Origin of the sequence: Shewanella sp. 1CM18E (assembly GCF_023161665.1) — a bacterium.
Lineage (GTDB): Bacteria > Pseudomonadota > Gammaproteobacteria > Enterobacterales > Shewanellaceae > Shewanella.
On record NZ_JALNTW010000001.1, the window covers coordinates 80,143 to 96,537 of the forward strand.

At 44.1% G+C, this 16,395-nt stretch carries 17 protein-coding genes; all 17 read right to left on the bottom strand.

From position 1 onward, the window contains the following. Window positions 1-134: 134 nt before the first annotated feature. Window positions 135-1,016, bottom strand: coding sequence for a CheW domain-containing protein (locus tag MSG37_RS00350; protein WP_248468604.1), 882 nt, complete (start codon window positions 1,014-1,016; stop codon window positions 135-137). Further along, on the bottom strand, window positions 1,000-1,791 hold the full coding sequence (locus MSG37_RS00355) for a ParA family protein (RefSeq protein WP_248468605.1): 792 nt from the start codon (window positions 1,789-1,791) through the stop codon (window positions 1,000-1,002). The genes MSG37_RS00350 and MSG37_RS00355 overlap by 17 nt, the downstream gene beginning before the upstream one ends. Window positions 1,792-1,879: 88 nt before the next feature. Further along, entirely contained in the window at window positions 1,880-2,563 is a 684-nt protein-coding gene (locus MSG37_RS00360) for a hypothetical protein (protein WP_248468606.1), read from the bottom strand. Continuing rightward, on the bottom strand, window positions 2,556-3,707 hold the full coding sequence (locus MSG37_RS00365; protein ID WP_248468607.1) for a chemotaxis response regulator protein-glutamate methylesterase: 1,152 nt from the start codon (window positions 3,705-3,707) through the stop codon (window positions 2,556-2,558). Before MSG37_RS00365 ends, MSG37_RS00360 begins: the two co-directional genes overlap by 8 nt. 90 nt (window positions 3,708-3,797) lie before the next feature. Continuing rightward, on the bottom strand, window positions 3,798-6,050 hold the full coding sequence (locus MSG37_RS00370; protein ID WP_248468608.1) for a chemotaxis protein CheA: 2,253 nt from the start codon (window positions 6,048-6,050) through the stop codon (window positions 3,798-3,800). A 12-nt stretch (window positions 6,051-6,062) separates the two neighbouring features. Further along, complete coding sequence (locus MSG37_RS00375; protein WP_248468609.1) at window positions 6,063-6,800, bottom strand: protein phosphatase CheZ; 738 nt, start codon at window positions 6,798-6,800, stop codon at window positions 6,063-6,065. A gap of 13 nt (window positions 6,801-6,813) precedes the next feature. Continuing rightward, window positions 6,814-7,197, bottom strand: a complete 384-nt coding sequence (cheY, locus tag MSG37_RS00380) for a chemotaxis response regulator CheY (protein WP_012276572.1) — start codon at window positions 7,195-7,197, stop codon at window positions 6,814-6,816. Between the two features lie 59 nt (window positions 7,198-7,256). Then, on the bottom strand, window positions 7,257-7,976 hold the full coding sequence (locus tag MSG37_RS00385; protein ID WP_248468610.1) for an RNA polymerase sigma factor FliA: 720 nt from the start codon (window positions 7,974-7,976) through the stop codon (window positions 7,257-7,259). Then, on the bottom strand, window positions 7,969-8,850 hold the full coding sequence (locus MSG37_RS00390) for a MinD/ParA family protein (RefSeq protein WP_012154630.1): 882 nt from the start codon (window positions 8,848-8,850) through the stop codon (window positions 7,969-7,971). Before MSG37_RS00390 ends, MSG37_RS00385 begins: the two co-directional genes overlap by 8 nt. A gap of 4 nt (window positions 8,851-8,854) precedes the next feature. Continuing rightward, window positions 8,855-10,264, bottom strand: a complete 1,410-nt coding sequence (flhF, locus tag MSG37_RS00395; protein ID WP_248468611.1) for a flagellar biosynthesis protein FlhF — start codon at window positions 10,262-10,264, stop codon at window positions 8,855-8,857. A gap of 11 nt (window positions 10,265-10,275) precedes the next feature. Then, on the bottom strand, window positions 10,276-12,375 hold the full coding sequence (gene flhA, locus MSG37_RS00400) for a flagellar biosynthesis protein FlhA (protein WP_248468612.1): 2,100 nt from the start codon (window positions 12,373-12,375) through the stop codon (window positions 10,276-10,278). 155 nt (window positions 12,376-12,530) lie between these two features. Then, window positions 12,531-13,664: a flagellar biosynthesis protein FlhB gene (flhB, locus tag MSG37_RS00405; protein ID WP_248468613.1), complete on the bottom strand. Its 1,134-nt coding sequence runs from the start codon at window positions 13,662-13,664 to the stop codon at window positions 12,531-12,533. 86 nt (window positions 13,665-13,750) lie between these two features. Next, a complete protein-coding gene (gene fliR, locus MSG37_RS00410) occupies window positions 13,751-14,551 on the bottom strand; it encodes a flagellar biosynthetic protein FliR (protein ID WP_248468614.1) in 801 nt (266 codons plus the stop codon). Between the two features lie 23 nt (window positions 14,552-14,574). Further along, window positions 14,575-14,844: a flagellar biosynthetic protein FliQ gene (locus MSG37_RS00415; protein WP_248468615.1), complete on the bottom strand. Its 270-nt coding sequence runs from the start codon at window positions 14,842-14,844 to the stop codon at window positions 14,575-14,577. A gap of 7 nt (window positions 14,845-14,851) precedes the next feature. Then, window positions 14,852-15,598 (bottom strand): flagellar type III secretion system pore protein FliP, encoded by a 747-nt coding sequence (gene fliP / locus MSG37_RS00420; RefSeq protein ID WP_248468616.1) that lies wholly within the window; start codon window positions 15,596-15,598, stop codon window positions 14,852-14,854. Then, a complete protein-coding gene (gene fliO, locus MSG37_RS00425) occupies window positions 15,595-15,993 on the bottom strand; it encodes a flagellar biosynthetic protein FliO (RefSeq protein ID WP_248468617.1) in 399 nt (132 codons plus the stop codon). The genes fliP and fliO overlap by 4 nt, the downstream gene beginning before the upstream one ends. Before the next feature lie 21 nt (window positions 15,994-16,014). Next, complete coding sequence (fliN, locus tag MSG37_RS00430) at window positions 16,015-16,392, bottom strand: flagellar motor switch protein FliN (RefSeq protein ID WP_248468618.1); 378 nt, start codon at window positions 16,390-16,392, stop codon at window positions 16,015-16,017. Window positions 16,393-16,395 lie beyond the last annotated feature (3 nt).

The following is a 16,395-nucleotide window of genomic DNA, read 5'->3' on the forward strand; positions in this document are numbered from 1 at the left end:
CTATTTGTTTTTAAGCTTAAGCATATCTCGCTCTATGCAGAGATCCAATACTCTTGCCTGCTCAATTTATTATATCGACTAGTTATCTCTAGTCTTTATAGCGCAAATCACACCTTGAAGGCTTACTTGCGCGTTTAAGCAATACTATCTTGGTGCCCTAAACCGGCTTGCAGCATTTGTACTAATGCTGCAACGTTTAAAATACCGCACATCTGCTCTTTTACAACGCCTGCTAACCATGGACGTTTACCAGCTTGGCTACGCCAATTAACCGCTGACTTTTTGATACTGATAGTATCTACCAAAGACTCACAACTTAATCCCCAGTTGCTGTCTTGCAGCGCAACCACATATTGATAATTAACTTGATCTGCAAGTTCTTGAGTATATTTTTCAGGCATTACCCAAGCGCCAGTATCAACAACATTCAGTTGTGAGCCTCTGTGTTGTTGCACGCCTTTATACCAAACTGGACGGCCAATTAATGGCGTTAAGGCTTGTAAGTTTACTATGCCACCCAGGCTAATTAGCGGTACTGCCAAAGTTAAACCAGCCACTTTAAAAAACAGCACTTGAAACTCTTCATCTAAACTGTCGAGCAAGGCTTGTGTCGAAACCAGCTCGTTGCTCGTGGGCTCTTTCGCAGCCAGCTCTTTTGTAGAGTCTTGAGCCACAATATCCAGTTCAGGCAAGCTGGCGTCGTGTTGGCAGTTCTCTACAATTGCAGCAACATCTTGTGGTAAAGCAGCTGAGACCTCTGCTTGCACGCTCTGTTGTGGCGCAGTTTCTAACGCAGCTGTCTCTTGTGTTTGTAATGGCGCTTGCTCAACACTTAAACTGCACTCTTCGGCGTCATCAGTTGACATAGCCTTGGAGTCGGCAAATAACTGCTCAAGTGAACGCCTGTTGATGCAAGGCTTTAACTCTGCTTCTGTCTGAGTCAACTTTTGCGACTCAGGCTCAGTTAACAACAGAGTGAAATAGTCCGATACAGCGTCATCAACCAATCTTGACATGCGTTGTACCTTTATTGACTAAATAATTTAATAAGCGCTCGTAGGCTTTGACGCCACGACTGCTAGGCGCGTAATGGGATGCAGGTAAATGACTCAAACTTGCGTCTCTAAATTTAGTATCCACGGGAATAACGTCTTGCCAAAGTTCATCACTATAATCTTGACTCAATTGTAATAACGCTGCGGTTGCAGCACGAGTACGTCTATCGTACATGGTTGGCACTATGGTATAGCTGTATTGAATACGCTTGGAACGTCCCATCAACAACATTGTTTTGACCATTCGGTCTAGACCTTTAAGTGCCAAGAACTCTGTTTGTACTGGCACAATAATATGCTCACTCGCAGCCAGAGCATTAACCATTAATACACCAAGCACGGGTGGGCAATCAATTAGCACAACGTCATATCTATCTGCGACTAATTGCAGGGCTTTTTTAAGAATTAAGCCCATCCCCTCTTGATGCCCAAGACTGCGATCTAACGTAGCTAGTGCCATTGTAGCTGGCATCAGGTCAAGGTTTTCAACATTAGTAGGTACGATATGCGTTTGCACGCTATCTGCAGTTAAGCTTTTATTATTTAAAAACAAGTTATATAAAGAACTAGGCAATTGCTCGCTATCAATTCCAAGGTAATAACCAAGCGATGCATGTGGATCAGTATCCACCATCAGCACTCTTTGACCCCGTTTAACAAACGCACCAGCTAGACTGGCAACAGTTGTTGTCTTTCCCACTCCGCCTTTTTGGTTTGCTATCGTCCAGATCTTCAACTGGTGATCCTCTATCTCTTTATATGACTGGTTTTTATGTGTGACGGCTAAAGTAGTTGTAAGCCAAATATTCAAGTAGCAACCGGGTTTAGGAGTCGGGCTCTCTTGTGGTCACTCTAACGCCGCCATGGGGCAAACGGATTAACTTAACGCCATCTTCTGACTCTTCCACGGTGACGGCTTTACTTGGTGGCTCATGTTTAGCATTTTTTATTACAGCATTAGACTCTACACTTACGGTGCTCGCTTTTTCGGAGTACGGCTTTGCTAGATTTGTATTCGGCTGTGGTACTTTTTGCTCCGAAAGATTTGATGGCAATACTGTTTGCTCTTCAACTTGTTGCCTAACTTGCTTTTGAGGCTGAGTTTGCCTTTGAGCGTAAGCTTGCGCAGCATGATTGTTAGGCTCAGTTACACTGCTGATATTAGCGCTATTATTACCGACTCCTGGACCAATCGGTAATACAGTCGACTCTCCCTTTCTAGCCTTCTCAACAAAAGATTGTACAAACTGTGGATTGTTCGCCATCCAATCAGCCATTACAGCAGCTTGTTCATCAGGTACCATCAGTAACACTTGTGAGTTTTTAAGCTCCGCCACTTCTGCCGTTAACAGCTTGTTTTTGTGCTGGCTATCAAAATAAAGAGAGCCGAAACTGACAGCTGTAACGCTAAGCAAAAATATCGCCAGTAGCGACAAGGTGTTGATTTCCCCGCGCTGACAAACCATGTCTAAGCCATACTTAACACGCTTATCAATGGCCTTAGCCATTAGCAGTCTCTTTTAAAATCGCATCAGCCATCTGTTCTAGCGCTATAGATTTGGTAGCAATGCCTGATGTTGTCACAGCTTGTGGCATACCATACACCACACAACTTGCTTCATCTTGTGCCCAGATCGTTGCACCTACAGATTTCAACATTCTTGCGCCTTCACGTCCATCAGCGCCCATCCCCGTTAGTACAACGGCTAATACATCGCCACCGATGACCTTCGACGTTGACGCAAAAGTGATATCAACACTTGGCTTATAATTCATTTCAGCCTTGCCAGCTATCACCTTGATGCGGCCATACGCACCGCCTCGCTCTAACATCATCTGCATGCCACCAGGTGCCAAGTATGCACAGCCAGGTTTAAGCACATCACCACTAACAGCCTCTTTAACTTCAATCTTGCATAAACTATTTAAACGAGTCGCAAATGTTGGTGTAAAGGCCGCTGGCATATGCTGGATTAGCAAAATCGGATGCGGATAATTCGCCGGCAATTGCGTTAGCACTTTTTGCAGCGCAACAGGACCACCAGTAGAGGTGCCGATTAGCAAGGCTTTGTATTTTTTGCCACTCGCCCGAGTTACGCTAGATGTTCTGCCAACCTTTTCGGCTACAGCAACATTTGCCGCAACATGCGCTGGTTGTCGTAAAGTATGACTAGCTAAACTTGGTCGCTTAAGCTCATTGCTTAACGAAGCTTTATCCGATGTAGTTGTTGCTCTAGCGATTGGTCTAAATAAGCGTCTACGCCCCAGCGCCTTAATACGCTGTTGCAATAATAAAATCGCGTCATCTTTATTGCTGGCGATATCTTCAAAACGCTTGGGTAAAAAATCTAATGCTCCCGCTTCTAATGCTTCTAACGTGGCTTTAGCACCATCATGGGTTAGAGAAGAGAACATCAAAATAGGAATAGGTTTACTCGCCATGATCTGTTTTACAGCTGTGATGCCATCCATTACAGGCATCTCTATATCCATGGTGATCACTTGCGGATTTAACTCAGCAGCCATTTTAACCGCTTCAACACCGTTGCTGGCGGTGCCAATAACTTCTAGTTCAGCGTCTTGATTGACAATTTCACTTACACGTCGTCGGAAAAAACTTGAATCATCAACGACTAAAACTTTTATGCCCATTAAAATTCCTATACCGCATTTCAGGACTGCTCAATGCTGTATGCAAAAGGAATAACAGAACATCACGCTCTGTTATTCCTAAACAACTTATTAGCTTTTATTGCGCGCGTAATACTTAAGTAAGCCGGGTACATCTAGAATAAGTGCAATACCACCATCAGATGTAATTGTTGCACCAGCCATACCTGGCGTGCCGTGCAATAATGTACCTAATGGCTTAATCACCACTTCTTCTTGGCCAATTAGCGAGTCAACGACAAAACCAATTTGCATTGTGCCTAATTGCACAATAACAACGTGGCCATGTTGTTTATCACCATGGCTAAAACTGCCAGCTTTGCGTGACAACCATTGCTCTAAGTAAAATAACGGTACCGCTTTATCGCGCACAATAACCGTTAGCTGACCGTCGACCACATTGGTTTTAGTCAAGTCTAAATGGAATATTTCATTCACACTTGAAAGTGGCAATGCAAACACTTGCTCAGCAACTTCAACCATTAGGGTCGGCATAATTGCTAAAGTTAGTGGAACCTTAATTTCTAAGCGAGTTCCCTTACCTTGTTGAGAGTCGATATAAACAGAACCATTAAGCTGAGTAATGCGAGTTTTAACCACATCCATACCCACACCGCGGCCTGAAATATCAGAAATCTCAACCTTAGTTGAAAAGCCTGGGGCGAAAATAAGATTATATGCTTCTTCGTCGGTCATTCGCGCTGCGGCATCTTCATCAAGTACGCCGCGGCTTATAGCAATAGACTTTAACTTCTCAGGATCCATACCCGCACCATCATCCTCAATTTTCAAGAGGATATGGTCGCCTTCTTGGCTAGCTGATAGGGTAATAGTACCTGTACGCTGCTTACCGTTAGCTTCACGAAGATCCGGCATTTCAATACCGTGATCCACTGAGTTTCTCACTAAGTGAACTAACGGGTCGGCTAATGCCTCAACCAAGTTTTTATCAAGGTCAGTGTCTTCACCAACCATGACTAAATCAATCTCTTTATTAAGGGTACGCGCAAGATCTCGAACAACACGAGGGAAGCGGCCAAATACCTTTTTAATTGGCTGCATGCGCGTTTTCATTACCGCGCCCTGCAGGTCAGCGGTGACGAGATCAAGATTTGCCAATGCCTTTGACATCTCTTCATCTTCACGGGCAACCCCAAGACTTAATAAACGATTTCGAACAAGTACCAGCTCACCAACCATATTCATGATTTGATCGAGTCTTGAGGTATCAACACGCACAGTGGTTTCGGCTTGTGGCATATTATTGCCAGCAGGCTTAACAGGAGCTTTAGCAACCGGTTGAGGTTGAGGTTGAGCCTGTGGCGGTACGATAGCAGCTTGCGGTTGAACTGTTTCTTGTGGCTCAGCTTGCTGTGAAGTCGTTATCGCTTGAACTACTGTGGCTGAGTTATTGGCTTGCGGCGTATTTGTGCTCGAGATAGCAGTAACTGAACTACCTTGGCTAGTACTACCGGGGCCGACGCCAGAGCCATGAAGCTCATCGAGTAACTTCTCAAACTCATCATCAGTAATTTCATCAGAGTCAACATCATTACTATCAGGCTCAGCGCTTGCTGGAACTGCTGACGGTGTTTTGAACTGACCAGAACCATGAAGCTCATCAAGCAGTGATTCAAATTCATCATCTGTGATGTCATCTGATGAGGAGTTTGTAACACTAATAGATTCCGCAGCAGAAGCGCTTACTCCCGGGCCATTACCAGTGCCATGCAACGCATCTAACAGCGCTTCAAACTCAGCTTCATCGATATCATCGATGCTACTACTATTAGCGTTCTCATTCGTAGTTTCTACTTGAGTGAGAGATTCAGTTGGCTGCTTTGACTCTTCAACAATAGTTGGCTCTATTGTTGATTCAGATCCAGTTGTTTCTTCAACTATTGCTGACGCTTGCGACAATTCAGACGCCAGTAATTCACCAGCACTTAAGGTTTTTAATTGGGCCAATAATGCAGGCTCTGCTGGCGATTGGGGCTGGCCGGCTTGAGTTTCAGCAAACATTGAGTTGATGGAGTCTACAGCCTGAAGAATCACATCCATTAGATTGGCGGAAACGCTACGTTTACCAGTTCGTAAAAGATCGAACGTGTTCTCAGCTTCATGACAAACGTCAACCATAGGCGATAAGCCTAAAAAGCCTGCACCACCTTTAACGGTATGGAATCCTCTGAAAATAGCATTCAATAAATCAGTATCATCAGGGTTATTTTCTAACGCAACGAGTTGTTCCTGAAGAAGCTCTAAAATTTCACCGGCTTCAATCAAAAAGTCCTGCAGTATCTCTTCATCAACATCAAAGGACATTATTTGACTCCCTTAAAAACCTAAACTCGAAAGCAGATCGTCAACTTCGTCTTGACCCGTCACCACGTCCTGGCGGTGCTCTGCATTCATAATAGGACCTTCGGCTTCCACATTTCGCTTTGGTTTGTCATCAGCGGCGTTTTCCGGCTGTTCACCAAATGCGGTCAACATAGACACTAAACTACTTTCAACTTCTCTGACTAAATCAATGACTCTACGGATCATTTGCCCAGTCAGATCTTGAAAATCTTGCGCGAGAAGAATTTGATTTAAAAGCTCTTTCACTCGGCTTGCATCTGACTCACTTCTATCAACAAATAACTGTATATCGTGACAAAGTGCTTTAAATTCAGTCAAAGGAAGTTCGCGGCGCATTAGCTTATCCCAAGCGGGTTTAATTGCTTGGATATTATCATTGAGCTCAGTAGCCAGTGGCAGGCATTCCTCTACAGCATCCATAGTTTTATTCGCAGCTTGCTCTGTCATATCAATGACATAAGTCAAACGCTCTTTGGCATCTGGGATTTCTGTATTGGCTAATTCAATTAAACGGCTATCAAACTGAAAGTCAGCAATAGCGCTATGAAGCTGTCTGGTTAAACGTCCAACTTCATCAAAAAGTTCCTTTTGGATTGGCGCAGCGATTTCTCGAACCAATTCATCTGCTTGATCTTGCTCTCCCTGATTAAGGAGTATCACTAGCCTTTGCGCTTGCTCGAGAGTAATCAGCGGTATAGATTCTTGCAGCATTGCTCATCCCTAATTAACCGAGTCTCTCAAAAATCTTATCTAATTTTTCTTTTAGCGTCGCAGCAGTAAATGGTTTAACAACATAGCCATTTACACCCGCTTGCGCCGCAGCAATAATTTGCTCACGCTTAGCTTCTGCAGTGACCATTAACACTGGTAAGTGTTTTAGGTTGTCATCAGCGCGGATCGCTTTTAGTAGGTCAATACCTTGCATGCCTGGCATGTTCCAATCGGTAACGACAAAGTCAAAGTCGCCTTTTTGTAACATAGGTAGGGCTGTCGAACCGTCATCAGCTTCTTGAGTGTTGTTAAACCCCAAGTCACGTAATAGGTTCTTAATGATCCGTCTCATTGTTGAAAAGTCATCAACAACAAGGATCTTCATATTCTTATCCAAGGTTTCCTCCGCGGATCGCGCTTAACTGCGCGTGTAATGTGCTAACAATATTGCTAATTTTAATCTTGCGTCCAATGCTTAAGCTTGCCTTTAAGCCTCAACATTGCCTGACTAAGGATCTGGCTCACTCTAGATTCACTGACTTCTAAAATGGCGCCAATCTCTTTTAAATTTAATGCTTCATCATAATAAAGTGACAAAACTAATGCGTCCCGCTCTGGTAACAACTTAATTGCAGCGACCAAAGCTGAGTGAAACTCAACTTCTGCAAGCGACTCGAACGCTTCATCTGCATGGCTTTCTTCAGCGCTCACGCCTTCAACTGCCACACCTAAATCTTCTATACCAACCACTTTACCAACGGATACGTCATTTAAAATGGCGTAGTACTCTTCCATCGGGATCTCAAGTCGTTCAGCAATTTCGGTATCCTTTGCATCACGCCCAAGCTCTTGCTCAAGTTCATCAATAACTTGTGCAACTCGGCGTTGATTACGGTGTACCGAACGCGGCACCCAATCACCGCGTCTAATTTCATCTAACATTGAACCGCGAATTCGAATACCGGCAAAGGTTTCGAATTTTGCGCCTTTACTGCCGTCAAAGTTTGATGACGCTTCAAGAAGCCCCATCATACCGGCCTGTAACAAATCATCTAACTGCACAGATGCAGGTAAACGAGCCAAAAGATGATGGGCTATTCTTTTTACAAGCGGTGCATACTGTTCAACGATAGACGTCTTATTATCAAAACGAGTATACGCAGCCGCTTTATTCACCCGATTTATCCTCTTGATAATCAGGGCGCTGAACTAAGCGCTCAACAAAAAACTCTAAATGACCACCAGGTTGTGATGGCACCGGCCAGCTCATGATTTTATTTGCTAAACCTTGGTAAGCAATTGCAGCTGGAGACTTCGGAAACGCCTCAACAATCAATTTTTGCTTACGTACTGATTTACGTAAATTTTCATCAAATGGCACTGTCGCGACTAACTCTAAAGCGACATCTAAGAATCGATCTGTCACTTTACTTAATTTGGCAAAAAGTTCCATACCTTCTCGTAAACTGCGCACCATATTTGCAACAATTTTGAAGCGGAACACACCATGCTCACGACTTAGGATTTTAATTAGTGCATAAGCATCGGTAATTGATGTTGGCTCGTCACAAACCACAATCAGTACGTCTTGTGAGGCGCGAGAAAAACTCAGCACCATGTCAGAAATGCCTGCTGCAGTATCAACAATCAAAATATCAAACTGAGTTCTCATTTCACTAAATGCGCGAATAAGACCAGCATGCTGCGCTTGAGTTAACTCAACCATAGCTTGAGTACCTGAAGTGGCCGGAATAATCCCGATCCCTTTCGGGCCTCTTAAAATCACATCATCTAATTCGGCATCACCGGACAAAACATGAGATAAATTTCGCTCAGCGCGCAAACCTAGCATCACATCGACGTTAGCGAGACCTAAATCGGCATCCAATACCAATACGCGTTTACCTTTTTCGGCCAACGCTACGGCGGTGTTAATTGAGACGCTAGTTTTACCCACGCCGCCTTTACCACCTGATACGGCGATTACTTTTACTTTTTCATTATTTGGCTGATTCATCATACGTAAACCGCTTGCTTGATCTGGAGTCATGGTTTCACTCAAATGCGTAGGTCATTTCGCTTGACCCGTCATTATTCTGTAATTGTTCTCTGGGTTCGTTATCTAATGCAGCTAATGCGTGATTGGCTAAAGATAAAGTATCAGCCACCTGCATATCTTCAGGAACTCTTTGCCCATCAGTAACATAACTTAATGGCAACCCACTTTGAATTAATACGCTTAACGCTGGCGCTAACGATATTGATTCGTCTAATTTTGTTAGTACCGCGCCCGAAAGCGGAATACGTGTAAACTGCTTTACAGCATCTTCTAACACACGACGCTGACCTGTTGCAGACATTACCAGATAACTACGAATAGGTAATCTGCTATTTGCCGCCAAGCTATCGAGCTGCTGAAATAAGCGCTGATCTCTTTGGCCCATGCCTGCGGTATCAATTAAAACCAGTTTACGATTTCTAAATTGATACAGAATTTGTTCTAACTCATTAAAATCATGGGCCTGTTTTACAGGACATCCCATTATTTTGCCATAAGTTGCTAATTGCTCAAAGGCTCCAATGCGATAATGGTCGGTGGTAATTAATGCAACTTGATCTGAACCATGATGCGCCGCAAATCGAGCCGCCAATTTAGCCACAGTCGTCGTCTTTCCGACACCTGTTGGCCCCACAAAAGCGACCACACCGCCTTTACGAACAATATCGTCGCCTTGGTTATCAAGTAAGTTTGCAAGACTGCGTGGCAACGAAGCCACAAGTTCAGCAGGAGTATAGTGCTCACTTAAACTCGACAATTTTTTGGCAATCGACGGTGAAAATTCAGCTTCAAGCAATTTGCTTTCGAGCATTGCGCCGACAGGATCAACACGTTTTTTCTGCTCAACCATCAAACTGCTAACTTGGTGCGTTAATAAACTGCGAATAGAAGCGAGTTCCTCTTTCATCGCATCCATTTCTGCGCTGTTATTTTTAGCGCTGTTATAACTGTCTGGCGTGCGATTAGGGGTAAACTCAGCTTTCTTAGGCTCAGCCTTTTGTGGCATTTGTGCCTGCAAACCTTTAGCCCACTCCGGCATATCTAAATCATCGCTGCGAGTCGATGACGTTTGCTGACTAATACGACTTTGTTGACGCTCAAGTAATGCTTGTAATGAGTCTGGTGCTGGCGTTGGTTTGCTTTGGCTTTGCGCTCTTACATTAGGCGAGCGAGCAGTTTGTCCACCCAGCGTGACTCTTTCCTCAGATAAATCAGTAAACATTTGCGCCGTTGGTTTAGGCGTTGCGATTTTTGGCTTTGGCTCGTCATAGTCAACAGCTGCAACAATTTCGATGCCACCGGTAACTTTTTTATTCGACATGATCACCGCATCTGAGCCCAAGGTTTCTTTTACTTGGGCTAAGGCCGATCGCATGTCTTTTGCTAAAAATCTTTTAATCTTCAATTATTCGACCTCTACTGACCTACTGCCGAGACGATGCGTATTTGCTTCTCATCGGGCACCTCTTGATAAGAGATGACTCGTAAATTTGGAATCGTGTGCTTAACAAAGCGCGATAATGTTGAACGTAACATGCCTGACGTCAATAAAATTGCCGGCTGTCCAACCATTTCTTGACGCTGCGTTGCATCAACTAACGACTTTTGCATACGTTCTGCAAGGCTAGGTTCAATATTTGGACCATCACCACCTGTTGCTTGCATTGACTGATGCAACATTTGTTCCAACTCTGGCGCCAAAGTTATGACGGGAATTTCAAGTTCAGGTCCGCTGATCTCTTGAACAATCATGCGTTTTAATGCGATACGCACCGCTGCGGTTAACACTTCGGTGTCATTACTCTTTGGACCATACTCAAGTAAGGTTTGTACTATGGTCTTCATGTCACGAATAGACACGCCTTCATTAAGTAGGTTTTGCATCACTTTAACCACTGTACCTAACGGCATAACATCAGGTATAAAGCCATCAACTAACTTAGGTGAGTGCTTACCAAGCATTTCAAGTAATTGCTGTACTTCCTCGTAGCCAAGTAATTTAGCCGCATTATTGCTCAATAACTGGCTGATGTGAGTGGCCACTACCGTTGAAGCATCGACTACCGTGTAGCCAAGAGTTTGCGCGTGCTCGCGCATTGCTGGCGCAATCCAAACCGCATCTAAGCCAAAGGCAGGATCTTTAGTCTCGATACCATCGAGCTTGCCGTAAACTTGCCCAGGGTTAATCGCCAACTCACAGTCGTGACGAATTTCAGCTTCACCAGAAGAAACCCCCATCAATGAGATCCGGTAAGCATTGGGTGACAAATCTAAGTTGTCGCGGATATGCACCGCGGGGACTAGGAAACCTAACTCTTGAGACAGTTTTTTACGTACGCCCTTAATACGGCCGAGTAATTCGCCGCCTTGGCCTTTATCAACAAGCGGAATTAAGCGATAACCCACTTCAAGTCCAATCGTGTCAACATGTTGTACGTCATCCCAACTCAACTCTTTCGGCTGAGTATCTCTTGGCTCTGTAGGTCCAGCTTTAGCAACTTCAAGTGCGCGTTCGCGGTCAGTTTCAAGTTTCTTCTTGATAAAATACGCGCCGCCTGCAGCGAGTGCTGCACATGAAAGAAATACAAAATGCGGCATCCCTGGCACGATACCCATTACAAACATTACGGCAGCAGCAATGGTTAATGCTTTAGGGCTGTCAAACATCTGCCCCATAACCATTTCGCCCATATCGCCAGACTCGTTTTGGCGGGTCACCATTAAAGCCGCTGCAATTGACAATAACAAACCTGGGATCTGGGCAACTAGGCCATCACCAATGGTAAGCAAGGTGTAAATCTCTACCGCAGAAGCAAAATCTAAATCATGCTGAGCTATACCGATAATAAAGCCACCGACGATATTAATAACCAGAATTAAAATACCGGCAATGGCATCACCTTTTACAAACTTTGACGCACCGTCCATCGCACCGTAAAAATCCGCTTCACGGGTCACTTCTGCACGCCTTAGTCGAGCTTGTTCTTGTGTTAGTAGGCCGGCGTTTAAGTCAGCATCAATTGCCATTTGCTTACCAGGCATAGCGTCAAGGGTAAAGCGAGCACTTACCTCTGAAATTCGCCCTGCACCTTTTGTCACAACAGCAAAGTTGATGATGATAAGAATTAAGAACACCACCAAACCAACTGCGTAGTTACCACCAATCACTACCGAGCCAAAAGCTTCGATAACCTTACCTGCGGCATCGCCACCATTGTGACCTTCAAGCAGAACCACACGAGTTGAGGCTACGTTAAGGGCAAGACGTAACAAGGTTGCGACTAACAGAACTGTGGGAAATGCAGCAAAATCTAATGGGCGGTCACTATAAATAGCAACTAAAAGTACCACTAAAGCGAGAGCAATATTGAAAGTAAAAAGAATATCGAGCAGGAATGCAGGCATAGGCAAAATGATCATAGCCAGAGCGGCTAAAACCAATAATGGCGTACCAATACCTTTTAAATGCGCAGGCTTTATCTGTTTTAATTGGCCTAGACTTGCTTTAAATTCCATTCACCCTGAGTCCGATCTTTGACGTCTGCTGCTTAGGCAGCAAATACTGTACCAATTATTGGTTTATGCCTATTTTGACGACTATACCCTGAAAGCGATACGCAAAGAATATCAACGCAGCCAAACGTTGTTTTTTTACTCAAAACCTTAAACTATTAATGCTTTAACTCATCAGGAATAGGTTGCTTCACCGGAATAGGATTTGGACGTCGCCCTTTACCTTTCTGATATTGACGTAACTGAAAAACATACGCCAATACTTGTGCTACCGCGGTAAAGAGTCCTTCGGGGATCTCTTGATCAATTTTGGTTGTATGGAAAATAGCTCTGGCAAGAGGTGGCGCCGACACGATAGCGACATCATGCTCGCGGGCAATTTCACGAATTTTAAAAGCGACTTCATCAACGCCCTTAGCCACTACAAACGGTGCAGTAGATTTAGCTGCGTCGTATTTAACCGCCACAGCATAGTGCTCAGGGTTAACCACAATCACATCAGCATTGGGCACTTCGCCCATCATACGTCTTTGTGACATTTCATGTTGTAGTTGACGAATACGGCCTTTAACCTCAGGTTTACCCTCAGTGTCTTTGTATTCATCTTTAACTTCTTGCTTCGTCATCTTTAGCTGCTTAGCGTGATTCCATACTTGGAATGGCACATCAATCACCACAATTAAAAATGTCGAGGCGCACAGCAGAATGAAAATCCACACCACAATATCCATTGCGTGATAAATATTGCCGGGAAGATGCTCCTGTGACAGTAATAAAATGTCATTGAGGTAAATCGTTAGCAGTAAATAAGCCGTGATAGCCACTACCGAAAACTTAGCGATTCCTTTGGTAAGCTCAACTAATGCCTGCACACCAAACATCCGCTTAAAGCCTGCAACCGGGCTCATCTTACTGGCTTTAGGCATAAAGGCTTTAACGGAAAAAGACATCCCGCCTAAGGCAACATTACCAGCAAAGGCAATTAGCGCTAAAAACAAGATAAAACCAAATAGAGGCACTGCAAGCTCGCTACCAACCATGCCCCAAACGTTCATCATTTGATTAGTGTCAAAGATATCGTCACGGCTTAAGGTAAACAGCTTGGTCATAATGTTGTGCAGTGCTTGCGCCATATCTGGTCCGGTCATTAATAAGCCGACCGATGCCGCGATGAGAACTGCAGAGGTACCGAGTTCTTTCGAGCGTGCAACCTGCCCTTTGTCTTTGGCCTGTTGCAGTTTTCTGGAGGTTGCTTCTTCTGTTTTTTCTTGGCTGCTGTCATTCTCCGACATTTAGAGACGACCTCCCTTATCGAGGAGGCAAAGCCCGGGCACGATTAGTACCGCTTGCCAAATAAAAGTAATATAAGCGCTTAACATTAGTTAAGCCCGCCATCAACTTTGCACTGCAGCTCCAATGCATTACACAATAGTATTTGAGTTTCACGCCACACCTCATCAAAATGCGACATGATAGGAGATAAGGTTAACCACAAAATAAAGAGCCCCGCGACCATAGTCACCGGAAAACCCACTGCAAAAATGTTTAGTTGCGGTGACGCTCGCGTCATCACACCAAAGGCTAAGTTAATGGTTAATAGCGCTACAATCGCTGATAACGACATTGTTAGTGCAGCGCCAAACATATAACCCACAAATTCAGTAAATAAGCGATAACCTGTAAGGCTTAGCCCCTGCATTGACACAGGAATAGAGTCAAAACTGGCTATGACCATTTTGATCAGTAATAAATGACCATCTACCGCGAGAAAAATCATCGTCGTTAACAGCAGGAAAAAGTTACCAATTACCGGAGTTTGTTGACCTGAGCTTGGGTCGACCATAGAAGCAAAACCTAAACTGGTTTGCATACCAATAATTTGCCCGGTTAATACAAAAGTTTGCATTAATAGCAATGTGGCAAAGCCCATGGCTACGCCAATAATAATCTGCTGAGCAGTAACGAATGCGGCGCTAAGTGAAAACAGATCAATACTTGGCATTGCAGGTAATACCGGGGCGACTGCTGCAGTTACGGTAACCGACAATAGTAAGCGAACACGGGTGGGAGTGGTGGTTGCGCCAAATACTGCCATGACCATAAACATGCTAGAGATCCGTGTTAACGGCCAAAGATAACCAGCAATACCATCCATTATGGTATCGAGCATTATCTCCATAGTTAACCTAGCACTTTCATGAGTTAGCCAATCACTTGGGGGATCATGTCCACCATCTGAAAAAAGAAGTCCATCATCATCTGCACTAACATATGACCCATTAACATTAGAGCCAATAAGGTAGTCAACAAACGTGGTAGAAAACTCAGTGTTTGTTCGTTAATCGAGGTAGCGGCTTGAAACACTGCGACAATAAGACCAATGATAAGGCCTGGCACAATAATCATCGATACAATGATTACAATCACAGCCAGTGCTTCGCGGAAGATATCTATCAGTGCTTCAGGACTCATAGCTTACCTATAATCCAAAACTATTCGCTAATGTACCCATCACTAGGCTCCAACCATCAACCAGCACAAAAAGCATGATTTTAAAGGGTAATGATACAATCATTGGCGATAACATCATCATACCCATGGCCATCAAAATACTGGCAACCACTAAATCCAGCACTAAAAAAGGCACGAATAACATAAAGCCAATTTGGAATGCAGTTTTGAGTTCGCTAGTAATAAAAGCTGGAATAATCACTGTCATCGGGGCATCTTCAGGCTCATTAATGCCCTGATAGCCAGAGATCTCAATAAAAGTATTCAAATCAGTTAGCCGTGTTTGCGCTAACATAAAATCCTTTAGCGGCCCCTGACCTGAAGTAAATGCTTCTTGTAGCGGCATACCTTGCTCAATGTAAGGTTGTACCGCTTGATCATAAATTTTATCAAACACAGGTGACATGATAAAAAATGTCAAAAACATACTAATGCCGATCAACACTTGATTAGATGGCGTTTGCTGCAGACCAATAGCTTGACGCAAAATTGACAGCACCACAATAATCCGCGTAAACGAGGTCAACATAATAACCATCGCCGGAATAAAGCTTAGCGCTGTCATCAGTAACAAAATTTGCATCGTTACTGAGTACTGGGTAGAACCGTCGCTGCCAGTTGATACTGTTACCGCAGGCAAAATGCCGTTTTCGGCCAATGCCGGCGCAGACACCGACATCGCCAATCCGGCAACAAGTAAAATCCATTTCATCATTGTGATTGCTTCGCTTGTCTTAGACGGGTGGCAAAGGACTCTGTTGCAACTTCAACAGGTTGCGCTAACTTATCCACCAAGCTCACCTGATTTGGCGTTACCCCAAGCAAGTATTGTTGACCATCTACTTCGACCAAAACGAGTTTCTCTTTTTGGCCTAATGGCGTTACAGCAATGGTCTTTAATACTCCTTGGCTACTCGGCACCAAATTAAAGCGCTTTACTAGGTAAGCCAAAAAGAAAATAAGAACCAAAACAACAATGAGCCCGCCAACCATACTTGAAAGCGTCGCAATACTTGATGCAGAGCTTGCGGTATTGCTCGTTACGTTAGCCGCAGTACTCACTTGCGTCTCAGCACCAGCAAGGCTGGCTAAAACCAAATTAAAGCTCATCAACAATCCCTAATATTTTTATTATTTTAGCTTTTTAATTCGCTCTGTTTGGCTAATCACGTCAGTTAAACGAATGCCGAATTTATCATTCACCACAACCACTTCACCGTGGGCAATTAAGGTGCCGTTAACCATAACATCAAGCGGTTCACCTGCAACGCGATCAAGCTCAACAACTGAGCCTTGGTTTAATTGCAGTAAATTACGGATATTAATAAAACTGCGGCCCACTTCCATCGAAATGGTTACTGGAATATCCATAATCGCATCAAGCTTTGATGCTTCTTCTTCGCTCAATGGCGTACTATCGTTACTAAACTCGTCCAACTCTACTGCCTTTGCTTCTTCAATCGCTTGCTCTGCCATCGCTGCAGCCCAATCATCCGTATCTGTACTCATTTA

Coding starts and splice junctions, on each gene's coding strand:
- MSG37_RS00415 (WP_248468615.1), bottom strand. CDS start 14,844: ATGAGTCCTGAAGCACTGATAGATATCTTCCGCGAAGCACTGGCTGTG.
- MSG37_RS00360 (WP_248468606.1), bottom strand. CDS start 2,563: ATGGCTAAGGCCATTGATAAGCGTGTTAAGTATGGCTTAGACATGGTT.
- MSG37_RS00390 (WP_012154630.1), bottom strand. CDS start 8,850: ATGACTCCAGATCAAGCAAGCGGTTTACGTATGATGAATCAGCCAAAT.
- flhA (WP_248468612.1), bottom strand. CDS start 12,375: ATGGAATTTAAAGCAAGTCTAGGCCAATTAAAACAGATAAAGCCTGCG.
- MSG37_RS00365 (WP_248468607.1), bottom strand. CDS start 3,707: ATGGGCATAAAAGTTTTAGTCGTTGATGATTCAAGTTTTTTCCGACGA.
- fliP (WP_248468616.1), bottom strand. CDS start 15,598: ATGATGAAATGGATTTTACTTGTTGCCGGATTGGCGATGTCGGTGTCT.
- flhB (WP_248468613.1), bottom strand. CDS start 13,664: ATGTCGGAGAATGACAGCAGCCAAGAAAAAACAGAAGAAGCAACCTCC.
- fliO (WP_248468617.1), bottom strand. CDS start 15,993: ATGAGCTTTAATTTGGTTTTAGCCAGCCTTGCTGGTGCTGAGACGCAA.
- MSG37_RS00375 (WP_248468609.1), bottom strand. CDS start 6,800: ATGCTGCAAGAATCTATACCGCTGATTACTCTCGAGCAAGCGCAAAGG.
- MSG37_RS00350 (WP_248468604.1), bottom strand. CDS start 1,016: ATGTCAAGATTGGTTGATGACGCTGTATCGGACTATTTCACTCTGTTG.
- fliR (WP_248468614.1), bottom strand. CDS start 14,551: ATGGAGATAATGCTCGATACCATAATGGATGGTATTGCTGGTTATCTT.
- fliN (WP_248468618.1), bottom strand. CDS start 16,392: ATGAGTACAGATACGGATGATTGGGCTGCAGCGATGGCAGAGCAAGCG.
- MSG37_RS00370 (WP_248468608.1), bottom strand. CDS start 6,050: ATGTCCTTTGATGTTGATGAAGAGATACTGCAGGACTTTTTGATTGAA.